Source organism: uncultured Oxalicibacterium sp. (assembly GCF_913776015.1).
GTDB lineage: Bacteria > Pseudomonadota > Gammaproteobacteria > Burkholderiales > Burkholderiaceae_D > Oxalicibacterium.
In genome coordinates this window covers 92,603-119,601 of the sequence record NZ_CAJYMD010000053.1, presented here as the reverse complement: position 1 = coordinate 119,601, position 26,999 = coordinate 92,603, and the positions used below count along the sequence as shown (strand labels likewise).

At 57.2% G+C, this 26,999-nt stretch carries 25 protein-coding genes and 1 tRNA gene; 15 read left to right on the top strand and 11 right to left on the bottom strand.

All coding sequences use genetic code 11. The features are described 5' to 3' along the window. Positions 1–214: 214 nt before the first annotated feature. Together QZ725_RS09610 and QZ725_RS09605 are read right to left on the bottom strand one after the other, a co-directional pair. Positions 215–991, bottom strand: a complete 777-nt coding sequence (locus QZ725_RS09610) for an enoyl-CoA hydratase (RefSeq protein ID WP_293778929.1) — start codon at positions 989–991, stop codon at positions 215–217. A gap of 30 nt (positions 992–1,021) precedes the next feature. Beyond that, a complete protein-coding gene (locus QZ725_RS09605) occupies positions 1,022–2,239 on the bottom strand; it encodes a murein transglycosylase A (RefSeq protein ID WP_293778927.1) in 1,218 nt (405 codons plus the stop codon). A gap of 14 nt (positions 2,240–2,253) precedes the next feature. Here QZ725_RS09605 and QZ725_RS09600 point away from each other — a divergent pair, with 14 nt between their 5' ends. Further along, entirely contained in the window at positions 2,254–2,409 is a 156-nt protein-coding gene (locus QZ725_RS09600; protein ID WP_293778925.1) for a hypothetical protein, read from the top strand. Positions 2,410–2,437: 28 nt separating this feature from the next. On the opposite strand, the gene apaG is transcribed toward QZ725_RS09600, so the two are convergent. Further along, positions 2,438–2,812: a Co2+/Mg2+ efflux protein ApaG gene (gene apaG, locus QZ725_RS09595; protein WP_293778923.1), complete on the bottom strand. Its 375-nt coding sequence runs from the start codon at positions 2,810–2,812 to the stop codon at positions 2,438–2,440. Positions 2,813–2,973: 161 nt separating this feature from the next. Between apaG and rpe the strand changes: the two genes are divergently transcribed. The 6 genes from rpe (at position 2,974) to trpC (ending at position 8,475) form a co-directional block, all read left to right on the top strand. Continuing rightward, entirely contained in the window at positions 2,974–3,639 is a 666-nt protein-coding gene (gene rpe / locus QZ725_RS09590; protein WP_293778921.1) for a ribulose-phosphate 3-epimerase, read from the top strand. 1 nt (position 3,640) lies between these two features. After that, the gene (locus QZ725_RS09585; RefSeq protein WP_293778919.1) at positions 3,641–4,345 is read left to right on the top strand and encodes a phosphoglycolate phosphatase; all 705 of its coding nucleotides are present in this window, start codon (positions 3,641–3,643) and stop codon (positions 4,343–4,345) included. Between the two features lie 199 nt (positions 4,346–4,544). Then, positions 4,545–6,041 (top strand): anthranilate synthase component I, encoded by a 1,497-nt coding sequence (trpE, locus tag QZ725_RS09580; protein ID WP_293778917.1) that lies wholly within the window; start codon positions 4,545–4,547, stop codon positions 6,039–6,041. 1 nt (position 6,042) lies between these two features. Further along, positions 6,043–6,606 carry an aminodeoxychorismate/anthranilate synthase component II gene (locus tag QZ725_RS09575; RefSeq protein ID WP_293778915.1) on the top strand — a complete coding sequence of 188 codons (564 nt, stop codon included), beginning with the start codon at positions 6,043–6,045 and terminating at the stop codon, positions 6,604–6,606. 14 nt (positions 6,607–6,620) lie between these two features. Next, on the top strand, positions 6,621–7,655 hold the full coding sequence (gene trpD / locus QZ725_RS09570; protein ID WP_293778913.1) for an anthranilate phosphoribosyltransferase: 1,035 nt from the start codon (positions 6,621–6,623) through the stop codon (positions 7,653–7,655). A gap of 19 nt (positions 7,656–7,674) precedes the next feature. Further along, complete coding sequence (gene trpC / locus QZ725_RS09565) at positions 7,675–8,475, top strand: indole-3-glycerol phosphate synthase TrpC (RefSeq protein ID WP_293778911.1); 801 nt, start codon at positions 7,675–7,677, stop codon at positions 8,473–8,475. A 165-nt stretch (positions 8,476–8,640) separates the two neighbouring features. Here trpC and QZ725_RS09560 read toward each other — a convergent pair whose 3' ends face one another. The 3 genes from QZ725_RS09560 to QZ725_RS09550 form a co-directional block, all read right to left on the bottom strand. After that, positions 8,641–10,446, bottom strand: coding sequence for a M61 family metallopeptidase (locus QZ725_RS09560; protein ID WP_293778909.1), 1,806 nt, complete (start codon positions 10,444–10,446; stop codon positions 8,641–8,643). 112 nt (positions 10,447–10,558) lie between these two features. After that, positions 10,559–11,278 carry a DsbC family protein gene (locus QZ725_RS09555; RefSeq protein ID WP_293778907.1) on the bottom strand — a complete coding sequence of 240 codons (720 nt, stop codon included), beginning with the start codon at positions 11,276–11,278 and terminating at the stop codon, positions 10,559–10,561. 61 nt (positions 11,279–11,339) lie between these two features. Then, complete coding sequence (locus QZ725_RS09550) at positions 11,340–12,533, bottom strand: FAD-dependent monooxygenase (RefSeq protein ID WP_293778905.1); 1,194 nt, start codon at positions 12,531–12,533, stop codon at positions 11,340–11,342. 116 nt (positions 12,534–12,649) lie between these two features. Here QZ725_RS09550 and QZ725_RS09545 point away from each other — a divergent pair. Beyond that, positions 12,650–12,725: transfer RNA gene (locus tag QZ725_RS09545), tRNA-Phe, on the top strand. Positions 12,726–12,880: 155 nt separating this feature from the next. On the opposite strand, the gene QZ725_RS09540 is transcribed toward QZ725_RS09545, so the two are convergent. Beyond that, a complete protein-coding gene (locus QZ725_RS09540; protein ID WP_293778903.1) occupies positions 12,881–13,072 on the bottom strand; it encodes a hypothetical protein in 192 nt (63 codons plus the stop codon). 327 nt (positions 13,073–13,399) lie between these two features. Between QZ725_RS09540 and QZ725_RS09535 the strand changes: the two genes are divergently transcribed. From QZ725_RS09535 to prmC, 7 genes are all read left to right on the top strand, one after another. Then, entirely contained in the window at positions 13,400–14,089 is a 690-nt protein-coding gene (locus QZ725_RS09535; RefSeq protein WP_293778901.1) for a response regulator transcription factor, read from the top strand. 27 nt (positions 14,090–14,116) lie between these two features. Then, a complete protein-coding gene (locus tag QZ725_RS09530; protein WP_293778899.1) occupies positions 14,117–15,526 on the top strand; it encodes a FecR domain-containing protein in 1,410 nt (469 codons plus the stop codon). A 12-nt stretch (positions 15,527–15,538) separates the two neighbouring features. Continuing rightward, positions 15,539–17,923, top strand: coding sequence for a CHASE2 and HATPase_c domain-containing protein (locus QZ725_RS09525; RefSeq protein WP_293778939.1), 2,385 nt, complete (start codon positions 15,539–15,541; stop codon positions 17,921–17,923). A 55-nt stretch (positions 17,924–17,978) separates the two neighbouring features. After that, positions 17,979–19,268, top strand: coding sequence for a glutamyl-tRNA reductase (hemA, locus tag QZ725_RS09520; protein ID WP_293778897.1), 1,290 nt, complete (start codon positions 17,979–17,981; stop codon positions 19,266–19,268). 108 nt (positions 19,269–19,376) lie between these two features. Continuing rightward, the gene (prfA, locus tag QZ725_RS09515; RefSeq protein ID WP_293778937.1) at positions 19,377–20,459 is read left to right on the top strand and encodes a peptide chain release factor 1; all 1,083 of its coding nucleotides are present in this window, start codon (positions 19,377–19,379) and stop codon (positions 20,457–20,459) included. A 71-nt stretch (positions 20,460–20,530) separates the two neighbouring features. After that, entirely contained in the window at positions 20,531–21,004 is a 474-nt protein-coding gene (locus QZ725_RS09510; RefSeq protein ID WP_293778935.1) for a disulfide bond formation protein B, read from the top strand. A 7-nt stretch (positions 21,005–21,011) separates the two neighbouring features. Next, positions 21,012–21,863, top strand: coding sequence for a peptide chain release factor N(5)-glutamine methyltransferase (gene prmC, locus QZ725_RS09505; RefSeq protein ID WP_293778895.1), 852 nt, complete (start codon positions 21,012–21,014; stop codon positions 21,861–21,863). A gap of 119 nt (positions 21,864–21,982) precedes the next feature. Here the strand turns inward: prmC and QZ725_RS09500 are convergent, their stop codons facing one another. The 4 genes from QZ725_RS09500 to QZ725_RS09485 all read right to left on the bottom strand — a co-directional run bounded on the left by QZ725_RS09500 (position 21,983) and on the right by QZ725_RS09485 (position 26,920). After that, complete coding sequence (locus tag QZ725_RS09500) at positions 21,983–22,513, bottom strand: TlpA disulfide reductase family protein (RefSeq protein ID WP_293778893.1); 531 nt, start codon at positions 22,511–22,513, stop codon at positions 21,983–21,985. An 82-nt stretch (positions 22,514–22,595) separates the two neighbouring features. Beyond that, positions 22,596–24,113, bottom strand: a complete 1,518-nt coding sequence (locus QZ725_RS09495) for a BCCT family transporter (protein ID WP_293778891.1) — start codon at positions 24,111–24,113, stop codon at positions 22,596–22,598. A 151-nt stretch (positions 24,114–24,264) separates the two neighbouring features. Further along, on the bottom strand, positions 24,265–26,250 hold the full coding sequence (locus tag QZ725_RS09490) for a M48 family metallopeptidase (protein WP_293778889.1): 1,986 nt from the start codon (positions 26,248–26,250) through the stop codon (positions 24,265–24,267). A gap of 79 nt (positions 26,251–26,329) precedes the next feature. Then, entirely contained in the window at positions 26,330–26,920 is a 591-nt protein-coding gene (locus QZ725_RS09485) for a LemA family protein (RefSeq protein WP_293778887.1), read from the bottom strand. Positions 26,921–26,999: the final 79 nt, after the last annotated feature.

Sequence of the window (26,999 nt, the reverse complement as noted above, 5' to 3'; positions counted from 1 at the left end):
CATCACCTTTGCAAGTACTTCCTGCAATTTATTTGAAAAATGTTTCAACATATTCACCCAATCTGCCGCGAAGCTATAGCCCGCCTAGTTTTGCGATATAAAACATTCGCAAGACAAATCCGCATCCAATTACAAAACTTAAAATCCAGCACCCAAAAGCATCAGGCCCGCTAACGCGGGCCTGATGCTTTTGCAGATCGTCTGCTCTTTTTGCCTATCGATTATTGAAGCGGGGGGCACGCTTTTCAATAAATGCCTGCATGCCTTCTTTCTGATCATCCGTCGCAAAGGTGCTGTGAAACAAACGCCGCTCAAACAACATGCCCTCATTGAGGGCCGCCTCATAAGCACGATTGATCGACTCCTTGACCATCATCACGGCTGGCAGCGACATGGATGCAATTGCCTGCGCCGCCTCCATCGCCTCATCCAGCAGATGTTCGGCCGGCACCACCCGCGACACCAGCCCGGCGCGCTCTGCTTCCTGCGCATCCATCGTGCGCGCAGTCAGACACATATCCATTGCCTTTGCCTTTGAAACAGCGCGCGGCAAGCGTTGTGTACCACCGGCTCCGGGAATAATCCCGAGCTTGATTTCAGGCTGGCCGAATTTGGCGGTTTCCGCCGCGATAATAAAGTCGCACATCATCGCCAGTTCGCATCCTCCACCTAGCGCATACCCCGCCACGGCAGCGATAACCGGTTTGCGTACATTCCGAACGTGCTCCCAGTTGCGCGTAATGAAGTCGCTCTTGTACGCATCCATATAAGAGTAGGTAGCCATCGCACTGATATCCGCGCCAGCGGCAAAGGCTTTTTCACTGCCCGTCAATATGATGCAGGCGATTCCATCATCCGCATCGCATTGCTGCAGGACATGGCCAAGCTCATCCATCAATGCATCATTCAGTGCATTCAGTACGGCAGGACGATGCAAGGTCACGAGGGCGACCTTGCCTTGCGTTTCGACCAGCAGGTGTTCGTATTGCATGCTCACTCCTCTTATATAGAACAGCGCGATTTACTTCGGCAGCAATACCCACATGCTGCCGCGCTGCTTCATACGACCGGCAATTTCACCCGCTTGCGCACCGAAGCCCCAAAAGAAGTCAGCACGGACCGGATTCTTGATTGCACTGCCGGTATCCTGCGCCATGACCAGCCGCTGCAATAACGCTTTGCTGCCGGGCTGCGTAGTCGATAGGAAAACCGGTGCGCCAAGCGGGATGAATGCAGGATCGACCGCAATCGAACGCTGCGGCGTCAGCGGCAAGCCCATTGCACCTTTCGGCCCGACCGATGGATCAGCCATTTTTTCTTCGCTAAAGAAGATATAGCGCGGATTGGCATTCAACAACTCCTCCAAGCGCGCTGGATTGGCGGCTACCCATGCCTTGATGCCTTGCATGGAAGCCTGATCCATCGTCAGCTCGCCTTTATCGATCAGATATTTACCAATCGATTTGTAGGGCTGTCCATTCTGGTCTGCATAGGCCAGGCGAATGACTTCGCCATGCGGCAATTCAACGCGGCCCGACCCTTGCACCTGCAGGAAGAATGCCTCGACCGCATCATCGACCCAGACGATTTCGCGTCCGGCCAACGCCTTGGTGCGCATGAGTTCAGCACGCGTCGGATAGGCCACCACTTTCTTGCCAACCAGCTTGCCACGCAGATTCTGCCCCTTCAGGTCAGGATAAATGCTCGTAAAGTCGATGGTCAGCAAATCGTCGGGCGCACGATGCAGAGGCGTTTGATACACACCACCACGCTGCCGCGAACCGCGCAACAAAGGCTCGTAATAGCCGGTGACCATGCCGGTTTGCGAACCGTCAGGGTTGTTGACCTGATACGGCGTGAAATTGGACTCGAAGAAATTACGCACTGCCGCATCGTCCTTGCCATTGACGCGTTTGGCTGCATCGCAAGGCTTGCGCCAGTCGGGGCGACGCGTCAGCACCGAACAAGACGTAATAAAGGCATTCCAGGCTTCGCTTTGATTGTCCGCATTCCAGCCGGGCAAGCGTGCAAAACTGGATGGCTGCAGAGCCGAGCTGATGACGGTGCGCGGCATATCGATCGGCACCGGCGTATCGCGCGGCTTTTGCGCGCCAGGAGAGACTGGCTGCTCGGATGGCGTTTCAACACCGGGTGCCGTTGCAGGTTCACGCTTGATGGTGGAGCAAGCTGCGAGAGAAAGAATCAGGGAAGCAAGTAGACTACGACGTATAAGGGACATAAGGAGATGACTCTATGTGGCTATTGTTTGTAGAAGCGGGCATCGCGCTGTTTCTGTTGATTTTCATTGTCTGGTGGACCATGTTTGCCGGCCGCAAGCAACCCCATCGATCCGTCAGAAAAACACCATTGCCGAAGAAAGAAGAGGAAAAAACCGACAAAGATGCCTGATGCAAGACACAGCTTCCGACAGTTCTAGTCAATGCAACGTTCGCGGCAATGAAAGGACAAATTCCGGAATCGGCGCCTCGAAACGATGGCCGTCTTCGGCGACACAAAAATATTCGCCGCGCATCGAGCCCTGCGGCGTCGTAAGGGCAGCGCCGCTTGTGTATTCAAATTGCTCGCCGGGTTGCAGCAAGGGTTGATTACCGACCACCCCCAAGCCGCGCACTTCCTGCACATGGTTGTTAGCATCGGTAATGATCCAGTGTCGCGAAATCAGCTGTGCGGTTTCCGTACCCGTATTGCGGATCGTGATGGCATAGGCAAATACATAATGCGAATGATCGGGATCCGATTGCTCAGCCAGATACTGCGTTTTTACCGATACCGTGAATTCGTAAGCCGCCATGTTTTCCATCCTGAAAGCGTGTCTCGCCGGGCAAGACACGCCACGCATTGATTCATACCTGTTTGACAAGAGCGCCCATTGCACACGAAAAGCCGGTAGGGCGCAAGCCAGCCGTAAGAGCGCCGCGGTAAAATAGTGGCTCCGTATTTGCTAGCCTGATCATGCCAACCTACCGTATCGCTCCCAGCATCCTGTCCGCCGATTTTGCCCGTCTCGGCGAAGAAGTCCGCAATGTCGTCTCCGCCGGCGCCGACATCATCCACTTCGACGTAATGGACAACCATTACGTTCCCAATCTGACGGTCGGGCCGCTGGTATGCGAAGCGATTCGCCCGCACGTGCAGGTGCCGATCGATGTACATCTGATGGTCAAGCCGGTCGATCGCATCATTCCCGACTTTGCCAAGGCCGGTGCAAACATCATCACCTTTCATCCGGAAGCATCGGACCACATCGATCGCAGCCTGCAACTGATTCGCGACAACGGCTGCAAGGCCGGCCTCGTGTTCAACCCGGCCACGCCGCTGCATTATCTGGAACATGTGATGGACAAGCTGGACATCATTCTGCTGATGTCAGTCAATCCGGGCTTCGGCGGCCAGTCTTTCATTCCACATACGCTGAAGAAGGTGGAAGACGTACGTCGCCTGATCGATGAATCGGGTCGCGACATCATGCTCGAAGTCGATGGCGGCATCAAAGTGGACAACATCGAAGCCGTCGCCCGTGCAGGCGCCGACACCTTCGTGGCAGGTTCGGCCATCTTTGGCAAACCCGATTACAAGGCCGTCATCGACGCCATGCGCAACGAACTGGCCAAGGTGTGATTTGACAACCGCCTTGCCAACCGTCTCGCCTGCTCACTTTCGCAATGTCCGCGGGGTCATCATCGACCTCGACGGCACCATGCTGCATACCGCACAGGATCTGCACATGGCGATCAATCGCCTGCGTCATGATCTGGGCTTGCCACCGCTATCTGAAGAGCAGGTGCAACGCTTTGTCGGCAAGGGCGCAGAAAATCTCGTCCGCAGTTCCCTGCGGGTCGATCTGGACGAAGAGCAGGTCGAATCGTTGTTCAAGCCAGCCATGCAAGCCTTCAATCATCACTATCAGGCAGTCAATGGCGAGTATGCGACACCGTATCCGGGCGTACACGAAGGCTTGCAAGCGATGCAGGCGCAAGGCTTGCGCATGGCGTGCGTGACCAACAAGCCGGTTACCTTCACCTTTCCGCTCTTGCAGAAAACCGGGCTGCGCGATTATTTCGAAGTGGTGTATGGCGGTGATTCGTTTTCGCGCAAGAAGCCCGATCCGATGCAACTGTTACGCGCCTGCGCCGATTTCGGGCTGCCGCCGGCGCAAGTCGTCGCCATCGGCGATTCGATCAACGATGCACAGGCTGCGCGTGCCGCCGGTTGCCGCGTGCTGACCGTCCCGTATGGCTACAACCACGGCCACGCTATACAGGACGTCGACAGCGATGGTATAGTTTCCTCGCTGCTCGAAGCGGCGCATCTCTTTTCAGACTGAAACAATTCCATGTCTTCTCCTGACAAAAAACGTTTCGCAACACCCGGCACGCATGAGGCCTGGCTGTGGCGACGCTGGCAATTCTGGTGCTGACCACCATTTGCCGCTGACTGCGCACGCCTTGCGCGATCAGCAACGTTTTTTGCAGACTCCCTAATAGGAACAGACCGCTCGTCTACAATAGCGGTCGGAGAAAATCATGACTGAAACCGAATTTCATTCGCTGGCCGCGCAAGGCTACAACCGTATCCCGCTGATCGCCGAGGCATTTGCCGATCTCGAAACGCCGCTTTCCCTCTATCTGAAACTGGCGCAAACCCAAAACGGTGGCAAGAACTCCTTCCTGCTGGAATCCGTGGTCGGTGGCGAGCGCTTTGGTCGCTACTCCTTCATCGGCCTGCCCGCCAATACTTTATTGCGCAGCATCGGCACCCGCGTCGAAGTTGTACACGATGACAAGGTCGTAGAAACGTTCGACGGCAATCCGCTGGATTTTATCGCCGCTTACCAGCAGCGCTACAAAGTTGCGCTATTGCCCAACATGCCGCGTTTCTGCGGCGGGCTGGCCGGCTATTTCGGCTACGATGCCGTTCGCCATGTCGAGAAACGGCTGGCGCACAGCGCCCCGAAAGATGATCTGAACCTGCCGGAAATTCAGTTGCTGCTGACGGAAGAACTGGCGGTCATCGACAACCTTTCCGGCAAGCTGTATCTGATCGTCTATGTCGATCCGGCACAAGCCAACGCCTACGAAAAGGGTCGCACGCGCCTGAAAACCTTGCGCGCGGCCTTGCGTGCCGCTGTCGAAGCGCCACTGACAATGGCCTCGCAGCGCACGGAAACCATTCGCGAATTCGACAAGACAGACTATCTGGCTGCCGTCGCCCGTGCCAAGGAATACATCATGGCCGGCGATCTGATGCAGGTACAGATCGGCCAGCGCATCAAGAAGCCTTACGCCGATGCGCCGCTGACGCTCTACCGCGCGCTGCGCTCGCTGAATCCATCGCCGTACATGTATTTCTACAATTTCGGTGACATGCAGATTGTCGGTGCCTCGCCGGAAATCCTGGTACGCAACGAAACCGTGGCCGATGGCAAGAAGAAAGTCACCATTCGCCCGCTCGCCGGAACACGTCCACGCGGTGAAACACCAGAGAAAGATGCGGCACTGGCCAAGGAATTGCTGGCTGATCCGAAAGAGATCGCCGAGCACGTGATGCTGATCGACCTCGCCCGCAATGACATTGGCCGCATCGCCGAAACCGGCAGCGTGCGCGTAACCGACAAGCTGGTCATCGAAAAGTATTCGCACGTGCAGCACATCGTCTCCAACGTCGAAGGCACGCTGAAAGACGGCATGTCGAATCTCGACGTGCTGAAAGCGACCTTCCCGGCCGGCACGCTCTCGGGCGCGCCCAAGGTACGTGCGATGGAACTCATCGACGAACTCGAGCCGACCAAACGCGGCATCTATGGCGGTGCCTGCGGCTATCTGTCCTTCGGCGGCGAGATGGATTTGGCAATCGCGATTCGTACCGGCGTCATCAAGGATGGCATGTTGTACGTGCAGGCTGCGGCCGGCATCGTAGCCGACTCGGTACCTGAAATGGAATGGCAGGAAACGGAAAACAAGGCCCGCGCTGTGCTCAGGGCAGCCGAACAAGTACAAGACGGCCTCGACGGGGAGATCTGACATGCTGCTCATGCTCGACAACTATGATTCCTTCACCTACAACCTCGTCCAGTATTTCGGTGAACTAGGTGAAGACGTGCATACCGTGCGCAACGACGAGATCACGCTCGAAGAAATCGAAGCGCTGAAACCGGAACGCATCTGCATTTCGCCCGGCCCTTGCACGCCGCACGAGGCAGGCGTATCGATCCCGACCCTGCAACACTTTGCCGGCAAGCTGCCAATTCTCGGCGTCTGCCTTGGTCATCAGGCGATTGGCGCAGCATTCGGCGGCAGGGTCGTGCGCGCACAGCAAGTCATGCACGGCAAGACCTCGCCGATCGAACATACGGGCGTCGGTGTATTCAAGGGCTTGCCGAGTCCTTACACGGTCATCCGCTATCACTCGCTGGCGATCGAACGCGCCTCGCTGCCGGATTGCCTGGAAGTGACGGCATGGACGGCAGATGGCGAAATCATGGGCGTACGCCACAAGGAATTCGATATCGAAGGTGTGCAATTCCATCCGGAATCGATCCTGTCCGAACACGGCCACGATTTGCTGAAGAACTTTCTTGTGCGCTGAGTAGAAGGATCGCCATGCCCATTACCGAGCAAGAAGCCCTGCTGCGCTGCATCGAACACCGCGAGATTTTCCACGACGAGATGCTGCATCTGTTCCGCAAGATCATGAGCGGCGAGATGTCGCCCGTGATGATCGCGGCACTCACGGTGGGATTGCGCGTCAAGAAGGAATCCATCGGCGAAATCACGGCAGCCGCGCAAGTCATGCGCGAGTTTTCGACCAAGGTGCCGCTGGACGATACCACCGGCCTGCTGGATATCGTCGGCACCGGCGGTGATGGCGCGCATACCTTCAACATCTCGACTGCATCCATGTTTGTTGCTGCTGCCGCAGGCGCACGCGTCGCCAAGCATGGCGGGCGCAGCGTGTCGTCGTCATCAGGCAGCGCCGACGTGCTGGAATCGCTGGGTGCCAACATCAATCTGCAACCGGCACAAGTAGCGGAATCGATTCGCCAAACCGGCATCGGCTTCATGTTCGCGCCCAATCATCACGCCGCGATGAAGCATGCCGCGCCCGTGCGCCGCGAACTCGGCGTACGTACCATCTTCAATATTCTCGGCCCGCTGACTAATCCGGCCGGTGCGCCAAATATCCTGATGGGCGTGTTTCATCCGGATCTGGTTGGCATTCAGGTGCGTGTATTGCAGCGCTTGGGTGCGCAGCATGCGGTGGTGGTGTGGGGCCGCGACAATATGGATGAAGTATCGCTGGGAGCCGCCACCCTGGTGGGCGAACTCGTCAATGGCGAAGTGCGCGAATATGAAATTCATCCCGAGGATTTCGGCTTGCAAATGACGGCCAGTCGCAACCTCAAGGTGGCAGATGCCGCCGAATCAAAAGCCAAAGTGCTTGAAGCGCTCGACAATGTCGATGGCCCTGCGCGCGATATCGTCGTGCTCAATGCCGGCACGGCGCTGTATGCTGCCGGCACGGCCAGTTCGATTGCCGACGGCATGAGCAAGGCACGCGCCGCCATGGCATCCGGCGCAGCACGTGCCAAGCTCGAACAGTTCGTACGCGTGACGCAGGAACTGGGCACGCACTGAGGCGCAACGGAAAACGAATATGTCAGACATCCTCAACAAGATTCTCGCCGTCAAGGCGGACGAAATTGCCGCCGCAAAAAAATACCGCAGCCTTGCGAGCCTGCGCGATGAAGTCGAAAACGACAAAGATGCGCGCGCCGCACTACGCGGTTTTGAAACTAGCCTGCGCGGCAAGATCGCTGCAGGCCAGGCTGGCGTGATTGCGGAAATCAAGAAAGCGTCGCCATCGAAAGGTTTGCTGCGCCCGGATTTCCGCCCGGCCGACATCGCCGAAAACTATGCCAGCCACGGTGCGGCCTGCTTGTCGGTACTGACCGATGTACAGTTTTTCCAGGGCTCGCCGGATTACCTGAAGCAGGCCCGTGCTGCATGCGACCTGCCAGTGCTGCGCAAGGACTTCATCGTCGATCCTTATCAACTGTACGAAGCACGCTCATGGGGCGCCGACTGTATTCTGCTGATCGTGGCAGCACTCGATCATGGTTTGATGGCCGAGCTTGAAGCCTGTGCACATGAGCTTGGCATGGATGTGCTGGTGGAAGTGCATGATGGCGACGAACTGCAAGCCGCACTGCGCTTGAAAACCACGCTGCTGGGCATCAACAACCGCAACCTGCGCACCTTTGAAACCACGCTGGATACCACGCTGGGCCTGTTGCCTCGCATTCCTGACGACAAACTCGTGATTACCGAATCAGCCATCGTCACCCCGGATGATGTCAAGCGCATGCGCGATGCCGATGTACACGCCTTCCTCGTCGGCGAAGCCTTCATGCGTGCGCCAGAACCGGGAGTAGAGCTGCAGCGCCTGTTCGGCTAAGCAAAGCGACGCCACACAACACATGCAACGACTGCATGCAACCAAATAAAAACGCCGCTCACGATTTCGTAGCGGCGTTTTTAATTTGATGGCATCGACCGTTAAATCAGGATCGATGGCAATTCGGCGATGTAGTCGTTGCTGCGAGAACCTGCCTCGCCATCTTCATTTACGCCCCAACCAGGCCGTGCGCAATGCAGGATGCTTGGCTGGCTTGCCATCCAACGCCATCGTCACGTTAGGGAAATCGGAAACGATCATGCGCGCCGGGAACACTTTGAGTTCATCGCGACGGAAAGCATGGATATCGAAGCGATCGCCGACGCGATAACGCGCGAGTAAGGCATCGATGTTGCCGCCGTTGACGCGCAAGCCATCGATGGCAATGATGATGTCGCCTGCCGACAAACCCGCCTTTTGCGCAGCGCTGCCCTCGAAAATGGTACCGACCTTGCAATCGTTGCCTTCGCGTATGGTGCGCATTCCCAGAGCACCACGCCCGCGGCTGCGTTCGTCCTTGTAGATGACACCAAACGGTGCCAGCAAGCGCGCCAGTGGTAAATCCTCGGTACCACGCACCCAGCGATCCAATGTACGTTTGAGCTTGAGCCCCGTCACGCTGTCGAACAAGGCATCCACTTCCTCTTCCGTAATCCCGCGCCCGCCCTTGGCTGTATAAAAGTCGCGACCATATTGCTGCCATAGTGCGCGCATGACGTCGTCCAGCGATTTGGCACCATCCGTTTCAGCGCGAATCATCAAATCCAGTGCCAGCGCCACCAGCGATCCCTTGGTGTAATAGCTGACGATGGCGTTCGTTGCATTTTCGTCTTGCCGGTAATACTTGATCCAGGTATCGAAGCTGGATTCGGCCACGCTCTGCTTGGTGCGCCCCGATCCGCGCAAGACACCATTGACGGTTTTGCCAACTAGCTTGAGATAAGACGACTCATCGATCACACCACTGCGCACGAGTATCAGATCGTCGTAATAGCTGGTAAAGCCTTCAAACAACCACAGCAGTGGCGTATAGCTCTCGGCACGCAGATCATAGGGAGCAAATTCTGCCGGCTTGATGCGCTTGACGTTCCAGGTGTGGAAATATTCATGGCTGCACAGACCGAGGAAGGTGCGATAGCCTTCGCTCATCTCGTCCTTGCCCTTGACTGGCAAATCACTGCGCGAACAGATCAGCGCCGTCGATGCGCGATGTTCAAGACCACCGTAACCTTCGCTGACGACCATCGTCATGAAGACATAGCGCTCCATCGGCGCACGTCGCGTGCGCGGCTCGAACAAGGCAATTTGCGCTTCACAGATTTTCTTGAGATCGTGTGTGATGCGATCGATATCCAGATTCGGCACCTTGCCGGTAAAGACAACGTCGTGTTGCACACCGTACGCCTTGAAACTCGCTAACTGGAAGGTCCCCATCTCGACCGGATGATCGATCAACTCGTCGTAATCGGCGGCAATGTATGTACCAAAACCGTAGCGACGCGCCTTGAGTCGCGGCATGGCAGTCGCGACACGCCATTTCGCTTCTTCCACGCCTTGCGGCGGCCGGATATCAACGACATGTGGCTGCGCCTCCTGCCCATGCACGCACAAGAAGACACTAGTGCCGTTGAAGAAGCCGTGAAACTGATCCAGATGCGCGGTACGCACCGACAGATCCCATGCATAAACTTCGTATTCCAGCACCAGCGGGCCATCGCATGGCGCAGCTTGCCAGGTATGCTTGTCCAGTTTCTTCAAAGCGATTTTCTTACGCCCCGATTTTGCGGCTATCTGCACAATATTCTTGGCAAATTCGCGAATCATGTAACTGCCGGGAATCCAAGCAGGTAGCGAAACGACCTGACCATCAGGATCGGGATGCGCAATCGTCAGCGTCACGCCGAATAGATGTGCGGCCAGGTCTTTGGGCGTAATCGTGTACGAAATCGTGGATGAAGCGGAATGCATCATGGGCATGGTGAAATAGAAAGCGGATGGCGTAGTGTAGCGAGATCGCTGCTGCCACGCAGCATGGCAATGGCATAGCAAAAACGCCGGCAGGAGCGCCGGCGTTTTTTATGCATCATTTGATCGTGGCGAGCTTGGCTTCCAGCGCCTTGGCATCAATGGCGCCGGGAATGCGTGAGCCATCGGCGAAGATGATAGTTGGCGTGCCCGTAATCTTCATGCTGCGCCCCAGTTCGAGCACTTTGTCATGCGGCGTCACGCAGTTGGGCGATGCAGTCGGCGGCACCTTGCCATTGAGCATCCAGTCATCCCAGGCTTTCGTGCGATCCGCCGAACACCAGATATTGCGCGACTTCTCTACCGAGTCCGGCGAGAGGATGTTGTACATGAAGGTATAGACCGTGATGTTGTTCACACTTTCGAGCGTGCGGCGGAAACGTTTGCAGTAACCGCAATTCGGATCTTCAAACACCGCGATCACGCGCTTGCCATTGCCCTTGACTTCCTTCATCGCCAATTCGAGCGGCAGACTGCCGAAGGTGACCTTGTTGATCTCGTCAAGGCGCGCCTTGGTGTAGTCCTGATAGGTACGCGTATCGACCACACGGCCGACGAACAGGTACTCGGCTTTCGCATCGGTGTAGATGATATCGCCATTGACCTGTACTTCATACAGGCCGGAATACGGTGTTTTCGTCACCGATTCAACCTTGGCCTCTTCACCGAGACGCGGCGTGATCGCCTTGCGGACTGCGGCTTCCTGCGCCGTTTCGGCATAAGCCACCAGCGACACCATACCGGCCAGTAAGGCGGCGATCCATTTGCTTGCTTTCATCTTGTTTCCGTTATCAGTGATGGGAAAGAATCGGGGCGACATTGCCGGGCAATGCGCGCACTTACAGCGACTTGCCAAGCGCATGCCCGATCAGCGTTCGTTTTAGGACAGGCAGGCGGTTCACGAGGTTCAATCCCAGATTACGTACCAGGCGCACCGGCTCGAAATCGGTACCGAACAAGCGCGCCAGGACGTCTGTCGTGAATTGCATCAACAGGATGTCCTCCTTGCGCGAACGTGCATAACGCGCCAGCATGCGCGCGTCGCCGCAATCACGATGCTCACCGCGGTTAGCAACCAGTTGCAACAGCGATTCGACATCACCAAACCCGAGATTCATGCCGTGACCAGCCAGAGGATGCAACACATGCGCTGCATCACCAATCAGGGCCACACGCGGCGCGGTAATTGCATGCGGGCGGATCAGCGCCAGCGGGAAGGATTTGACGACTTCAGGCTGCAGTGGCCTCAGTTTTCCCAGCGCGGGTTGCGCGTAGGCAGCAAGACGCTGCGCCAACGCGTCCATGGATTCTGTCAGCAAGGTGTCGGCCAGCGCATCGGGGGCCGACCAGACCAGCGAGACACGATTGTCAGGCAATGGCAGCAGGGCAACGATGCCCTCCTGCGCGGAAAACCATTGGTGGGCGACGCCATGATGCGATTTCTCGCAATGGAAATTCGTCACGATGGCTCGCTGGCCGTAAGCGCGATAGTCGAATCCGATCTCGCACTGGGCGCGCACCCACGACTGACCGCCATCCGCACCGACCAGCAGTTCGGCGGACAGCGTATTGCCATCTTCCAGCGTGACATGCGCGGCCTTCTCATCCGTTGCAATCGCCATGGCACGACCGCTGACGATCTGCACATTCGAAGCAAACTTCAGGGCGGCATCCAGCGCCTGATTGAGATTACTGTCCTCGACAATCCAGGCCAGCGTACCGACACGTGCACCATACGCATCGAACAGCAATTTCCCTGCCGCCGCCCCATCGCCCTCAACAGCCATCGCGTCGACCGGCGCGACACGCGACATATCGAGTGCATCCCATACCTTGACCGATGACAGCAGAGCATGCGCCGTGTGATTGACGGCGTAGACACGCACATCCCATTCATCAGAGGCGGGCTTTGCACCTGCCGCACGCGTAGGCCGCAGCAAGGTAACTTTCAAGCCGGCCTGGGCAAAACCCAGCGCCGCAACCTTGCCGATCGCGCCATCGCCGACAATGCAGATATCCGTTTGTGTGTGCATGAATGCGAACCGGAACAGGAAAAATGGACAGAGTCGTCATTATAGCGGCGACGCCTTCAACATTTTGCAAACAAAAGCTTGCATATCGCGCCAGCTTTGCTATACTTGCCGACCTTGGCCTGGTAGCTCAGTTGGTAGAGCAGAGGATTGAAAATCCTTGTGTCGGTGGTTCGATTCCGCCCCGGGCCACCAAATATAAAAACCCGATGCATTGCATCGGGTTTTTTCGTTTCTTCCCCACCAAAAAAAGAAAAATCCGCCTTGGCAGGCGGATGGTTGTTACCTCGAATAACGGGGTTCGATGGTCAAGCGTTCAGAGTTTTATCGTCATGAACGCCTTTCAAGAGTTACCCGATGTGAGGCAGAAATGGCATGTCCCAGCCAAATACGGCGTTCAGGATAGCCAGCATCAGCAAGGTGGCGAAAAATACACCAAACGTGAATTTGGCAACCATTTTCAGATCTTCCTTATCGGTGAGATCCAGACGGCGGTGAGACAAATGAGGCAGATGCCAGGAATCAAAAATATGCGTATTCATGATTACCTCCTGTAGGTCTGACTTCATGGGTACTGCGATTTCAGTATAGAAAGCGTTTGTCGATAATCAACCAAAATTTCACGCTTTCTTCACATCTCGCTTGAGTGTTGAGATGGCTTCTCGGCCCATGCCCATTTTTTGAAAATAACAAAAATGCACAAATGCATGGCGAAAGTTGTCACAAATGCGCTGAAATTGCGCGGAAATGTGTCCTGCAAGCCGCGATTTTGTGAAATATTGTCACAAGGCAATCGCAGAGCCCCGACGGCAAATATGTTTTGTTAAATTAGCCTCCATCGATTCCTTTTACCTTTCAAGCGACTCATCATGCGAATTGCCGTCCTTGACGATGACCGTAGCCAAACCGACCTCGTGTGCCAAGTGCTTAGCGCCGCGGGCCACGCCTGCCATCCATTTCAGCGCGGAAAAGAGCTGCTGAATCAATTACGTCGCGAGAGCTTCGACATGCTGATCATCGACTGGCAAGTGCCTGATCTCAGCGGTGCCGACGTCTTGCATTGGGCGCGCGAAAAGCTGCCTGCCAATTTACCTGTCCTGTTCATGACCAGCCGTTCAGGCGAAGACGATATTGTGGCCGGACTGGCTGCTGGTGCCGACGATTACATGATCAAACCTATCCGCCGCGGTGAGCTCGTGGCGCGTGTACAAGCCTTGCTGCGTCGCGCCTACCCGAGTCAAAACCCGGTAGAACAGATTCAGTTCGGCCACTATGTCTTCGAAACGCGTACCGGCCGCCTCACGGTCAGCGGTGCACCGGTCGAAGTCACGCAAAAGGAATTCGATCTGGCGTTGCTGTTCTTCCGTAACCTGGGGCGCCCACTGTCACGCGCCTACATCCTCGAAGCAGTGTGGTCACGCGACATCGAAATTCCGTCTCGCACCATGGATACCCATGTTTCGCGCGTAAGGAGCAAGTTACAATTGCGACCAGAACACGGATTTCGCTTGGCTCCGGTCTATAGTTACGGCTATCGGTTGGAGCAAGTTACCGGATAGACGCGCAGGGTCGCGCGGAGAGGATGTATGCGCATCGCCCTTGATCACTTGAGAAAAATATTGACGGCACTGTTTTTCGGTGCCGTTGTGCTTTCCGCAAGCCATGCGCAAACGCCGGGCAGCATTACGGTTCTTCCATCCGGCATCATCTATCATGCACAAGCCGGCGATACGCTGATGTCCATCGCCAGCGCCTACACCACACGCATCGCCAACTGGACCACACTCGGGTCGCTCAACAATATTGCCAAGGACAAGGGCATACCGATCGGCACACCGATCACGATCCCGGCCGATCTACTGCAAGACGAACCGGTAGAGGGCAAGGTGATCGCGCGCACGGGCACGGTAACCGGCACTCTTGCTGATGGCACGAGTGGCGTGCTCAACATCGGCAGCCGCATCGTCGAAGGCATGCAAATCACCACCGCGGCAAACAGCTTCCTCACGATCGGTCTGCCCGACCAATCGCGCGTCTCACTCCCGTCCAACAGCAATGTACGCATGACGACGCTGCGCAAGACACGTTACACAGCCAGCCCGCGCGTTGAAATGATGGTGCAACGCGGGCGCGTCGTGTCGCGTGTCTCGCCACTGGAGACGAACAAGGGAAGCTACAAGGTCCGCACACCTGTTTCGGTTGCAGGTGTGCGAGGTACGGAATTTCGTGTGCGCGTCAATGACAAGCAAGTTGCAACCGAAGTACTCGACGGGCGTGTAATTGCCAGTCTGGCGCAAGGAAGCGAACAACGCAGCCTGCCGCGCGCCAAAGGCAACATTACCTCGCGCAACAAGCTCGGGCCGGCAGTGGATTTATTACCGCCACCACAACTCGCCAGCACACCTTATCGGGATGACACGCAGGCACATTTCGCCCTCGCGCCCATTACCAACGCTGTCGGTTATCACATCGAACTTGGCACCGATGCCGAGATGCTGAATGTCATTGGAGAAGGCTGCAGCGATTCAGCCGAGACCGTCACCATCGACAACATCGCTGTCGGCACCTATTTCGCACGTCTGACAGCATTCGACGCCAACGGTCTGGAGGGCATGCCGCGCGTACTGGAAGTGAATTTGCGCCAGAGAAGCAAACCTGTTGGACCGTCATCCAAGCAATCGGCCCCAACCGTTGCCACCAGTAACCCACAGGAACTCGTCCTTCAGTGGCAGGGACCCACGACCGACCGCTACAACATCCAGGTTGCGCGTGACAGCGACTTCAGTTGGCTCACCTACAATGCACAAGTAATCGGCACGCAGGCGCGCTTTCCGCGCCCGGCATTCGGCACGTATTTCGCGCGGGTGCAGAAAATCGGCATGGATGGCAGCAGCGGTGGGTTCTCTCCCGCTCAGGCATTGATCGTCACAGACCAGTGGATCATCAACGATGGTCACCCACTGCAACCGAAGCAAACCACCAGTGCGGCCCGCTAAGCGTCGCTCTTGATGCAAAACCACTGGCTTTCTCCGTTCGCGCGTCATCTCGCCCTGCGAGAATGGCTGGTGATGTTTGCCAGCCTGCTGTTGCTGACGGTATTGCTTGGCTGGCAGAATGGGCTGGGACGACTTGATCAATCGCTATACGATCTCTTCCTTTCCTCCCATACCGAACCTGTGCGCGACGACATCATCATCGTTGCCATCGATGACTACAGCATTGCCGAACTCGGCCGCTGGCCATGGCCGCGCAGCAGGCATGCAGACCTCATCGATCAGATCAGTCGCGCCAAACCGCTTGGCATCGGGCTGGATGTCATTCTCTCCGAACCAGAAATCACGGCCCAAGGTGATCGCACGGGCGATGCCCACATGGCCGCCGCACTACGTCAGAATGGACGCACCGTACTGCCTGTCGTCATGACCAGTAACGGTCGCGGGCTGACAGCCGGCACACCGATCCCGGAACTCATCGAAGCAGCCGGTGCGCTGGGACATATCGATCTCGAGCACGATAGCGATGGCGTGGTGCGCAGTGTCTATTTGCGCGAGGGACAATACGGACAATGGTGGCCGCACTTCACGGCTGCGCTCGCTGCGATTGGTAGCGGCAAGGACATGCGCGACACGCGTCGCCTGCCTGACATGCATGTCGGCGCTCCCGATGAATGGCAACGTGCGGACCGCATTCATATCCCATTCAACCACGGCATCGGCCAATTCCCCACTGTGCCTTATGTGGCCGTATTGCGCGGTGAAGTACCGGATGATTTCCTCGCCGGAAAATATATCCTGATCGGTGCAACCGCACTGGGCATGGCCGACTCTTATCCCACGCCGGTCTCGGGTTCCCAAGGCGCCATGCCAGGCGTAGAAATTCATGCCAACGTACTGTCGAGCCTGCTCGACAAGCATCACATCGGCTTGGCACTACCGGCACACACGGCACTGTTCAATCTCATGCCGGTCTTCATAGTGTTACTGGGCTATTTGCTCTTTTCGCCGCGCGCCTCGCTTGTGTGCATGGTGGGTGGCATCCTCGTCATTCTGGGGGCCAGCTATATGAGTCTGCGTGTCGGTACATGGCTGCCGCCATCGGCAAGCATAGTGGTGCTGCTGGTCTCGTATCCGCTTTGGAGCTGGCGCCGTCTGGAAGCTGCGATCACCTATCTGGGGCAGGAATTCATTCGCCTCGATCGTGAACCGCATCTGCTACCCGAACCGCCAGCCTCACCCAATCAGGAACTGGCAGACATGCTGACGCAGCGCATCTCCGCCATGAAGCGTGCAGCGCGACGCGTACGCGATTTGCGCCAGTTCGTCTCGGACAGCCTCGACAGTCTGCCCGATGCCACCCTGGTAACCAACGTCGATGGCAGTATCGTGCTGGCAAACCGCCACGCAATTGATTACTGTCGCGATCTCGACTGTCATGTGCAAGCGGGCGAAAGCATTTTCACCTTGCTCGAACAACTGAATCACGCCAAGCCGCTGGGACAACTTGCCGGCAATCCTTTCAAATGGGCCGATCTGTTCGACCTGCAGCAGACCGCTACATTTGCCGACGGCATTTCAGCACAAGATGCACGTGGGCGCGATCTGCTGATCAAAAGCGCACCGAGTCATTCTTCGACAAACGCGCTCAACGGCTGGATCGTCAACATCGTCGATATCTCGACCATCCGCGCGGCCGAACGCAGTCGCGATGAAACTCTGCGCTTCCTGTCGCACGACATGCGTGGCCCGCAAGCCTCGATCCTCGCCCTGCTCGAATTGCAAAGCGAAACCGCCTCCGCTCTGCCGCTTGACGAACTGTTCGCACGCATTGAAAAGGCCTCGCGGCGCACGCTTGGCCTGGCCGATAATTTTGTGCAATTGGCACGTGCAGAGTCCGACGAATATCGCTTCGAGGAAATGGATTTTCACGACTTGATGTTTGATGCTGCCGATGAAATCTGGTCCCTTGCCAAGAGCAAGCACATCACGGTGCAGGTGGATAACGAATATACCGACTGTCCAGTCAGCGTGGATCGCACACTAGTTACGCGCGCCATTACCAATCTGCTGTCGAATGCCATTGCCTACAGCCCCGAGCACACGACCATTTCATGCACGGTTCACTGTGCGCATGGCAAAGTGATTTGCAGCATTCGCGATCAGGGCTACGGTATCGCGCAGGAAGATCAGGCACGGCTGTTCCGCCGTTTCCAGCACATGGAATCGCCCAATCTTGCGCGTCACGATGGTGTCGGCCTCGGGCTGGTATTCGTCAAAACCGTTGTCGAACGGCATCAGGGCGACATCAGCTTCACCAGCGAATTGGGCAAAGGCACCACGTTTACGCTGTCATTGCCCGTCGTTAGGGATTGCCTGGACGACACATGCTGCGCGTAAGCAGGGCATCTGACCGGCTATAATGTCGACTGTTACAAAGAGATGCGTGCCACTCATGCAACTTGTTGCCGTCGGGCTCAACCACACCACCGCGCCGCTCTCCTTACGCGAGAAGGTTGCCTTTCCCGCCGACCAGATTGGTCAGGCGGTGGCGTCAGCGCGATCATGGTACGGTGAACGCGCACCCAAGACGTACAGCGACGAAGCCGCGATTCTCTCCACCTGCAATCGCACCGAACTCTACGCCGCCAGCCATCTGCCGGGCGGTGTCAACGAAGCAATCGACCTGACCGCGCATTTCCTCGCCAGTTATCACAAGCTGCCTTATTCCGACCTGCGCCCATACCTGTACGCGCTGCCGCAGGAAAATGCCGTGCGCCATGCGTTCCGCGTCGCTTCCGGCCTGGATTCGATGGTGCTGGGCGAGCCGCAAATTCTCGGACAGATGAAAAACGCCGTGCGCCAGGCCGATGCGGCGGGCGGACTCGGCACGTATTTGCATCAGATGTTTCAGCGTACCTTCGCTGTTGCCAAGGAAGTGCGTAGCACTACGCAGATTGGCGAACATAGCGTGTCGATGGCGGCAGCGGCAGTGCGCCTGTCGCAACGCATCTTCGATAGCCTGAGCGAACAGAACGTGCTCTTCATCGGCGCAGGCGAAATGATCGAGCTGTGCGCCACGCACTTCGCGGCACAGAATGTCAAATCGCTGACGATTGCCAACCGCACGCTCGAACGCGGCGAAACGCTGGCCCATCGCCTGCACGGCACACCGATCCGATTGGCCGACCTGCCCGATCAACTGGCACAATTCGACGTCGTCATTTCCTCGACTGCCTCGTCGCTGCCTATCATCGGCTTGGGCATGGTCGAACGTGCGATCAAGGCACGTCGCCACAAGCCAATGTTCATGGTCGATCTGGCCGTGCCACGCGACATCGAAGCCGAAGTCGGCCGCCTGAATGACGTCTTCCTCTATACCGTCGATGATCTTGGTGCCTTCGTGCAAAGCGGTGTTGAGAATCGCCAGGCTGCAGTGGCCCAGGCCGAAGCCATCATTGAACATCGTGTACAGGCGTTCATGAACTGGATCGATGCGCGCGCCATCGTGCCTGTCATCCAGGATTTGCACGAAAGCAGCGAAGCGATGCGCATGATGGAACTGGATCGTGCGCGCCGCCTGCTAGAGCGTGGCGAAGATATCGACACGGTCCTCGATGCTCTGTCACGCGGACTAACTGCCAAATTCCTGCACGGTCCGCAACAGGCACTCAACAACGCGCAAGGCGACGAACGCGCACGCCTTGCCGCCCTGCTGCCGCAACTGTTCCGCACCAAGCGCTAGCGACCCTTCTGCTGCCCGCCGGCGTCACGTCGGCATTCGCGCATGTTCGCCATCGCGGCCAACATGACGCGCCCGCGAACCACTTGATTTTCAGGATACCTTTTCATGATGAAACCTTCGATGCTTGCCAAGCTCGATCAATTGACCGAACGCCTGGCTGAACTCGATGCCCTGCTGATGCAGGAAAATGCCACCGCCGATATCAACCTGTATCGCAAGATGACACGCGAACACGCGGAACTTGGTCCGCTGGTCGCCCTGTATCGCGATTACGTGCAAGCCGGCAACGATATCGTGGCAGCGCAAGAGATGCTGAGCGATCCCGACATGAAGGAATTTGCGCAGGACGAGATTGCCGCGGCGAAGGAGCGCATGGCGCAGCTTGAACTGGATCTGCAAAAGATGCTGCTGCCCAAGGACCCGAACGACGAGCGCAACATCTTCCTGGAAATTCGCGCGGGTACCGGCGGCGATGAATCGGCGCTGTTTGCCGGCGATCTGCTGCGCATGTACACGCGCTACGCGGAGCGCAATCGCTGGCAGGTTGAGATCGTGTCGGCTTCGGAATCCGAGCTCGGCGGCTATCGCGAAGTGATCGCGCGCATCGTCGGCATCGGCGCCTATTCCAAACTCAAGTTCGAATCGGGTGGCCATCGTGTACAGCGTGTGCCGGCCACTGAAACGCAAGGGCGCATTCATACCTCAGCATGCACGGTGGCCGTGATGCCGGAAGCGGACGAAGTGGAGGATGTCGACATTAATCCGGCCGACCTGCGCATCGATACCTTCCGCGCTTCCGGTGCCGGTGGCCAGCACATCAACAAGACCGATTCCGCTGTGCGTATCACGCACATCCCGAGCGGCATCGTGGTCGAATGCCAGGATGATCGCAGTCAGCACAAGAACAAGGCGCAAGCCATGAAGGTACTGGCCGCACGTATCAAGGATGTGCAGTTGCGCGAACAGCAATCGAAGGAAGCCGCAAAGCGCAAATCGCTGATCGGTTCGGGCGACCGCAGCGAACGCATTCGCACGTACAATTTCCCGCAAGGCCGCATGACGGACCATCGCATCAACCTGACGCTCTACAAGCTCGACTTCATCATGGATGGCGACCTTGATGAACTCACCACCGCCCTGACGACCGAACATCAGGCAGAATTGCTGGCAACGCTGGCCGATGCTGCATAAATCCGGATGTCGCCCTTGCAACCATTTCGGCCCGACACCACTCCTATCGCGCATAACCTGATGCCATCATGATGAAAACCAACAAATCCCTGCTGATCCTGATCGCCCTGCTCGCCCTCGGCTTGCTCGGTGTTGCGCTCTACCTGCAACACATTCTGGGCATGCAGCCTTGTCCCTTGTGCGTGATCCAGCGATACGCCTTTGCCGCCATCGCCCTGAGCTGCCTGATTGCCGCCGCGCTACCGCCAAATGGCGAACGTATCGGTTCGGGTCTGGGCGCGCTGGTCGCACTTGCCGGTGCCGGCGTCGCGGCATGGCATCTGCATGTGAAAGCCAACCCCAGCGTATCTTGCGGGATCGACCCGCTGGAAACCTCGCTCAATCACTTCTTCACGGCCGACCTCTTGCCATTCCTGTTCAAGGCCGATGGCCTGTGCAGCGCAGACTATGCACCGATTCTCGGCCTATCGATTCCGCAATGGTCACTGCTCTGGTTTGCACTATTCGGTGTGATGCTGATGCGCATCACCTTCAAGCGCCACTGAGCTTCGCATGAATACCATTGCCGTCGGCAGCACGCTGGAAGACGTGCTGCGTCATGCCGCCCTGCCGCCACTGGAAATACGTCTTCTGCTTGGTCATGCATTGCACCTGACACGCGTGCAGATGATCACACAATCGCAACGCGTGCTTAACGAAGAAGAGGCCGGCATCATTTCGCAATTGATCGCGCGCCGCCATGCCGGCGAACCGATCGCCTATCTGATTGGTGAACGCGAATTCTATGGGCTGCCCTTCAGCGTCAACCCTGCGGTACTGATTCCGCGACCGGAAACGGAATTGCTGGTCGAATGTGCGCTCGAACGGTTGCCACCTCAAGGCAGTGTGCTGGACATGGGCACGGGTTCCGGCGCGATTGCCGTCGCCATTGCGCACACGCGCACCGATGCCCGTGTACAGGCGCTCGACGTCAGCGCCAAGGCATTGGCAACGGCGCAAGGCAATGCCGCTCGCAATGGCGTGCGCATTCAATTTCTGCAAAGCGATTGGTTTACTGCGCTCGATTCGGCTGCTGGTACGCAAGCCTTTGATCTCATCGTTTCCAACCCGCCTTACATCGTCGATGGCGATGTCCATCTACAGCAAGGCGATCTGCGGTTTGAGCCGATCGATGCGCTGACCGATCATGCTGATGGCTTGTCGGCGTTGCGCATCTTGTGCAGCCAGGCATCGCCTTATCTGCAGACGAACGGCTGGTTGCTAATGGAGCATGGCTACGATCAGGCAAAGGCTGTGCGCACACTGCTGCAAGAGAACGGCTTCACGGATGTACAAAGCTGGCGCGACCTGGCAGGCATCGAACGCGTCAGTGGCGGTCGCTGGACGGCCGCATCGCAAACCTAGATTACAAACATGGCGCGGCCAAATGGGCCGGGAAGAATTCAGCGGCAAGGTAGCTCGGCGCAAGCGGTCTGCGCGCCCTGCCAAGACGCAACGAAGATTAACGTTTGTTGTGTGCGTGGTCAGGCAGCAAGCGCTTTTTCGAGCAGACGGTGCAAGCCATCGAAATCGGGTTCGCCAACGTAACGCTTGATCACTTCTCCGTTCTTGTCGATCACCAGCGTGGTCGGCGTCAGGCGAATGTCGCCAAACGCTTTTGCCAATTCACCCTTCACATCAAGCGACACGATAAACGGCAACTGGCGTGTTTCGACAAAATTGAGTACGTAGTTCGGCGGATCGTACGCCATCGCAACCGCAATCAATTCCAGTCCATCCTTGTGATAGCGATTGTAGGTCGCCACCATGTCCGGCATTTCCTTAACACAGGTCACACAGGATGTCGCCCAGAAATTCAGGATGGTCACCTTGCCGCGCAAATCCTGCGAGGTGATGTTCTTTCCTTGCAGATCGACAAAGGTCACATCGGGAATCGTTTCCTTTTTCGTCATCGACAGATAACCGATGCCGGCGAGCAAGGCAGCGACGAGCGCAACGATCAGCGGCAAAAAACGACGGCGCGGCGGCTTGGAGGAAGCAACAGACTCTTGCATGGGCGACCTATGCGGCAATCAATGGATTTTCATTATAGCGGGCACGTCATGCGCCATCGCGCATGCCCGCAAGCTAAAATCGCTAGCGAGAAATGAAGTCGCGCATGCGACGTCGCAGTTCGCGCTCAGCGCGCTGCTCCTCTCTCCAGTCGTCGCGCACCGCCTGCCACAATGCGATCGCCATCAAGATCACCACCATGGCAAAAGGCAGTGCAAACACGATGGTCGCTGTCTGCAAGGCATCCAGCCCACCCGCCAGCAACAGGCTGATCGCAATCCCCGCCACCAGCACACCCCAGATGATCTTGATGCGATTCGGCGGATCGGCCTGACCGCCGGTACTCATCATGCCGAGCACGAGAATAGCCGAATCACCCGACGTGACGAAGAACACCAGCACCAGAATAGTGGCCACTACCGACATGATGAAACCCATCGGCAGTTGCCCCAACATGGCAAACAGCGCTGTCGACAAATCGTTCTGCACGGCCTGCGCCATTGGCACGTTTTGCCAGATTTCCATGTTGAGTGCCGTACCGCCAAAGACCGAAAACCAGACGAAGGCGGCAATCGATGGTGCGATGACGGTGCCGACCACGAATTCACGTATCGTGCGTCCCCGCGATACGCGGGCGATGAACAGACCCACAAATGGCGACCAGGAAATCCACCAAGCCCAGTAAAAGACCGTCCATTCACCGACCCATTCGCTGTCGCGGAACGGTGTCATGCGCAAACTCATGCGCACGAATTCGCTCAGATAACTACCGAGCGTGCTCGTTAACGTATCAATGATGGCCACTGTCGGGCCCAAAAGAAAAACGCATAAGGCCAGCAAGGCGGCAAAGATCATGTTGGCTGAGGACAGCCATTTCACACCGCGCTCGACACCACTGACGGCAGAAGTGATAAACAGTGCCGTCGTAATCACGATGATGATCACTTGTACATAAGCTGTCACCGGAACACCAAATACTACCGATAAACCGCCGTTGATCTGTAACGCTCCCATGCCCAGAGACGCCGCCACACCAAAAGCGGTGGCAATCACAGCCAGCCCATTGAAGACGCCACCCAGCTTTTGCACGATCTTCCAAGGCAGGCTATTCGTCGACTCACTAACCAGCGAAACGCTATCACGCCGATACAAGAAGAAGGCAATCGTCAAAGCGACGACACTATAGACAGCCCACGGATGCACGCCCCAGTGAAAGAAGCTGTAACGCATCGCCGCATTTGCAGCCTCCGGCGTCTGCGCGACGATACCCGGTGGTGGCTTCATGTAATGGGAGAGCGGTTCCGACACCCCCCAGAACACAAGTCCGATGCCCATACCGGCGGCAAACAGCATGGCGAACCAGGATGGCAAGGAGAATGCCGGCTCTTCATCTTCCTTGCCCAGCTTCAGATCGCCGTAGCGACTGACGGCCAGAAAAACGGAAAAGATAACGAGGCCGAGTACGACCCACAAGTACAGCCAGCCAAAATTCTTGGTGATGGCGGCCATGATCAGATGCGACATCTCCCCGAGGGAGGCGGGCGAAAAAATTCCCCACAACACGACGATCGATATCAGGCAGGCTGGAAAGAGCAACTGCATGGTTCTTCTCCTGAATCAAAAGTGCAAAAACGTCTTTATTGTCAGACTGCGCGATTCGGTCCGCAGACCGGTGAGCCGTGCGGCTCGATGATGAGTGAGGGCTGTATTGTACGCTCGACGATACGAGATGTTCCGTGCGAGAACGTACCGTTCACAACGCCTGCCAACCGGCTTCGGCATAGACGGCGGCAACGGCATTGGGCATCGGGACATCTAGCGCTGCACACAAGGCTCGCAACAAATCCGCCAATGGCAATGCCAATGGCGATTCAGTACCCGCCACAGCCAGCATCGCCTTGACGAGAATCGGCTTGGTCAATGGCGCAAGCTGATTACTGCGCTCAAGCACACGCTTGATCTCTTTCTGCCCCAACGCATGACGTGGAACAAGCTCTGCCGCTGTAAAAGCAACCCCTGGAATGGCGGTGGTAGCACGCAGCAATGCTTCTTCAGCCGCAACGCGTTGCCTGCTGGCTGTGGCGTGCGCCACCAGAGACAACAGGATCAGGCACTCGCTACGCAGTTCATGCAAGTCGTGGAAGCGCACCGGCACGGCGCGACTGGCATGTCCGTCCAGACGGCGCATCAGTACCAGTTGCATCGCCATCTCTTGCAAACTCACGCGCTGATCGCTGGCAACCAGTTGCGCGACATCGTCCAGCATGCGCATGTGGGCATTGACAGGCAAACGGCGCAAAGTCGGTATCGCCAGATCCAGCAGCGGAAAGCGTGTCACGGGGGAAAGCGATCGGATCGCCACAATCATCTCCATGACGCTGTCGAACTGTTTTGGCACCTGTCTTTGCAAAACCGCCTGCTGTGGTTCACGCAACATGCCGTCGGCCTCCGCAAACAGGGCCAGCACCAGCAAGATCGCCGTATAGGGTTCGTGCACGGCGCGCTCGATAAGCGGATGACGACGAATCTCGACAATCGGTTGCTCGCGCTTGCCTTGATGGGCTGCGGCGACAATCTCGGCAGCTGCCTCTTGTTGTGCATCGCGCACTGTCACATCGCGTGGAGCCAGCGCGGCATACGGCAGGTCCGGCAACGCCTCTGCGACAGGCATGGGATCGACCGGCGTCTCGATGACAGGCGCTTCCATCATTGCCACATGACGGCCATAGATACGTCGCAGACGCTCGGACAGAGAAGGATGCGTGGCAAACCAGCCATCCAGCAAACCGGGGCGCACTGCACTCAGGAAAAGATGCGAAAGATGTTCGGCATTGCCATGCATGATGCGCGATGCCTCGCCACCTTCACGCACCAGGCCACCTATCTTGCGCAAGGCTTGACCGATCCCATCCGGATTGCGCGTGAATTGCACGGCACTCGCATCGGCCAGGAATTCGCGCTGGCGCGAGACGGCCGATTTGATCAGGCGCCCGAACACGATGCCGATATACCCAATGGCAAATAGTGCCGCACCTGCGGCCATGATGAACAGCTGCACAGGCACGCCATTGTTGTCGCGTCGCCGTGGCGCAGCGATTACCGAGGTACGGGCACCGATGCGCATCATCTGCTGACCGAAACCGGCCACCATCTGAATACCGAACAAGACACCAATCAGGCGCACATTCAGACGCATGTCGCCATTGAGAATATGACTGAATTCATGTGCAACCACTCCTTGCAATTCATCACGCGACAAGCGTTGCAAGGTGCCTTGCGTGACAGCAATGACGGCCTCGTTGGCGTTGTAACCTGCAGCAAAGGCATTGATCGACGATTCGCGATCCAGCACATAGGCTTTGGGGCAGGCAATGCCCGAAGCCAGTGCCATTTCCTCGACGACGTTGAGCAACCTGCGTTCCAGCGCATCACGCGTATCGGTAGCAACCAGCCGGCCACCGGCCATACGCGCCACCGCATCGCCACCATCGCGCAGATTGAACAGTTCAATCATCGTGCCACCGACGATCAGCATGAGCGTGACCAGCGTATTCGTCAGGAAGAAGGCTGGCGGATACGTGACATGCTGCATCCCCTGCGCGGTACCATGCAACCACGCCCACAGCAAAGTCATTGCCACATTGACGGCAAGTACGATGGCGATAACGGCGAGCACGAAGAGCCAGATCAGCCGTCTCGTCTGGCGTCTTGCATCTTCCTGCTGCTCGAAGAAACTCATGCGTCAGCGAGATGCATGCAGCGTGCATGCAAGGACAAGGCATGTGACATCACGTTACGACACCGGCAAGACGAGGCGCTCAGAAACGCACCTTGACTGCCTGGCGCTCCTCGGGCGAATCCGTGACCTGCAACAGTTCCGCCGGGCGGAAGCCAAAGCTGCCGGCGATCAGTGAACCGGGGAACTGCTCAATCGCCGTGTTGTAACTCATAACGCTGTCGTTATAACCCTGGCGCGAAAAGGCAACGCGATTTTCGGTGCTGGTCAGCTCTTCGCTCAGTTGCATCATATTCTGATTGGCCTTCAGCTCCGGATACGCTTCCGACAAGGCAAACAGGCGGCCCAGCGTATGACCGAGCGCGCCTTCGGCGGTAGCCATCTGGCGCACTGCCAGCGCATCGGTCGGGTCGGCGGCTGCCTTGCCGGTTGCGGTCGCTGCCTGATTGCGTGCCGCGATCACGGCTTCCAGCGTCTCGCGCTCGTGTGCCATGTAAGCCTTGGCGGTTTCCACCAGATTGGGAATCAGATCATAACGGCGCTTGAGCTGCACATCGATCTGCGCAAAGGCATTCCTGAAATGATTGCGCAAGGCGACGATACGGTTGTACACGCCGATCGCCCAGAACAGCAACAACGCAACAATGGCCAGAATGACGAGCATCGCAGTCATAGAGTCTCCATAATGAAAAAGCCGCATGGCAACCACCATGCGGCTTTGACTATACCATCCACACCACCCGTGAATCCGT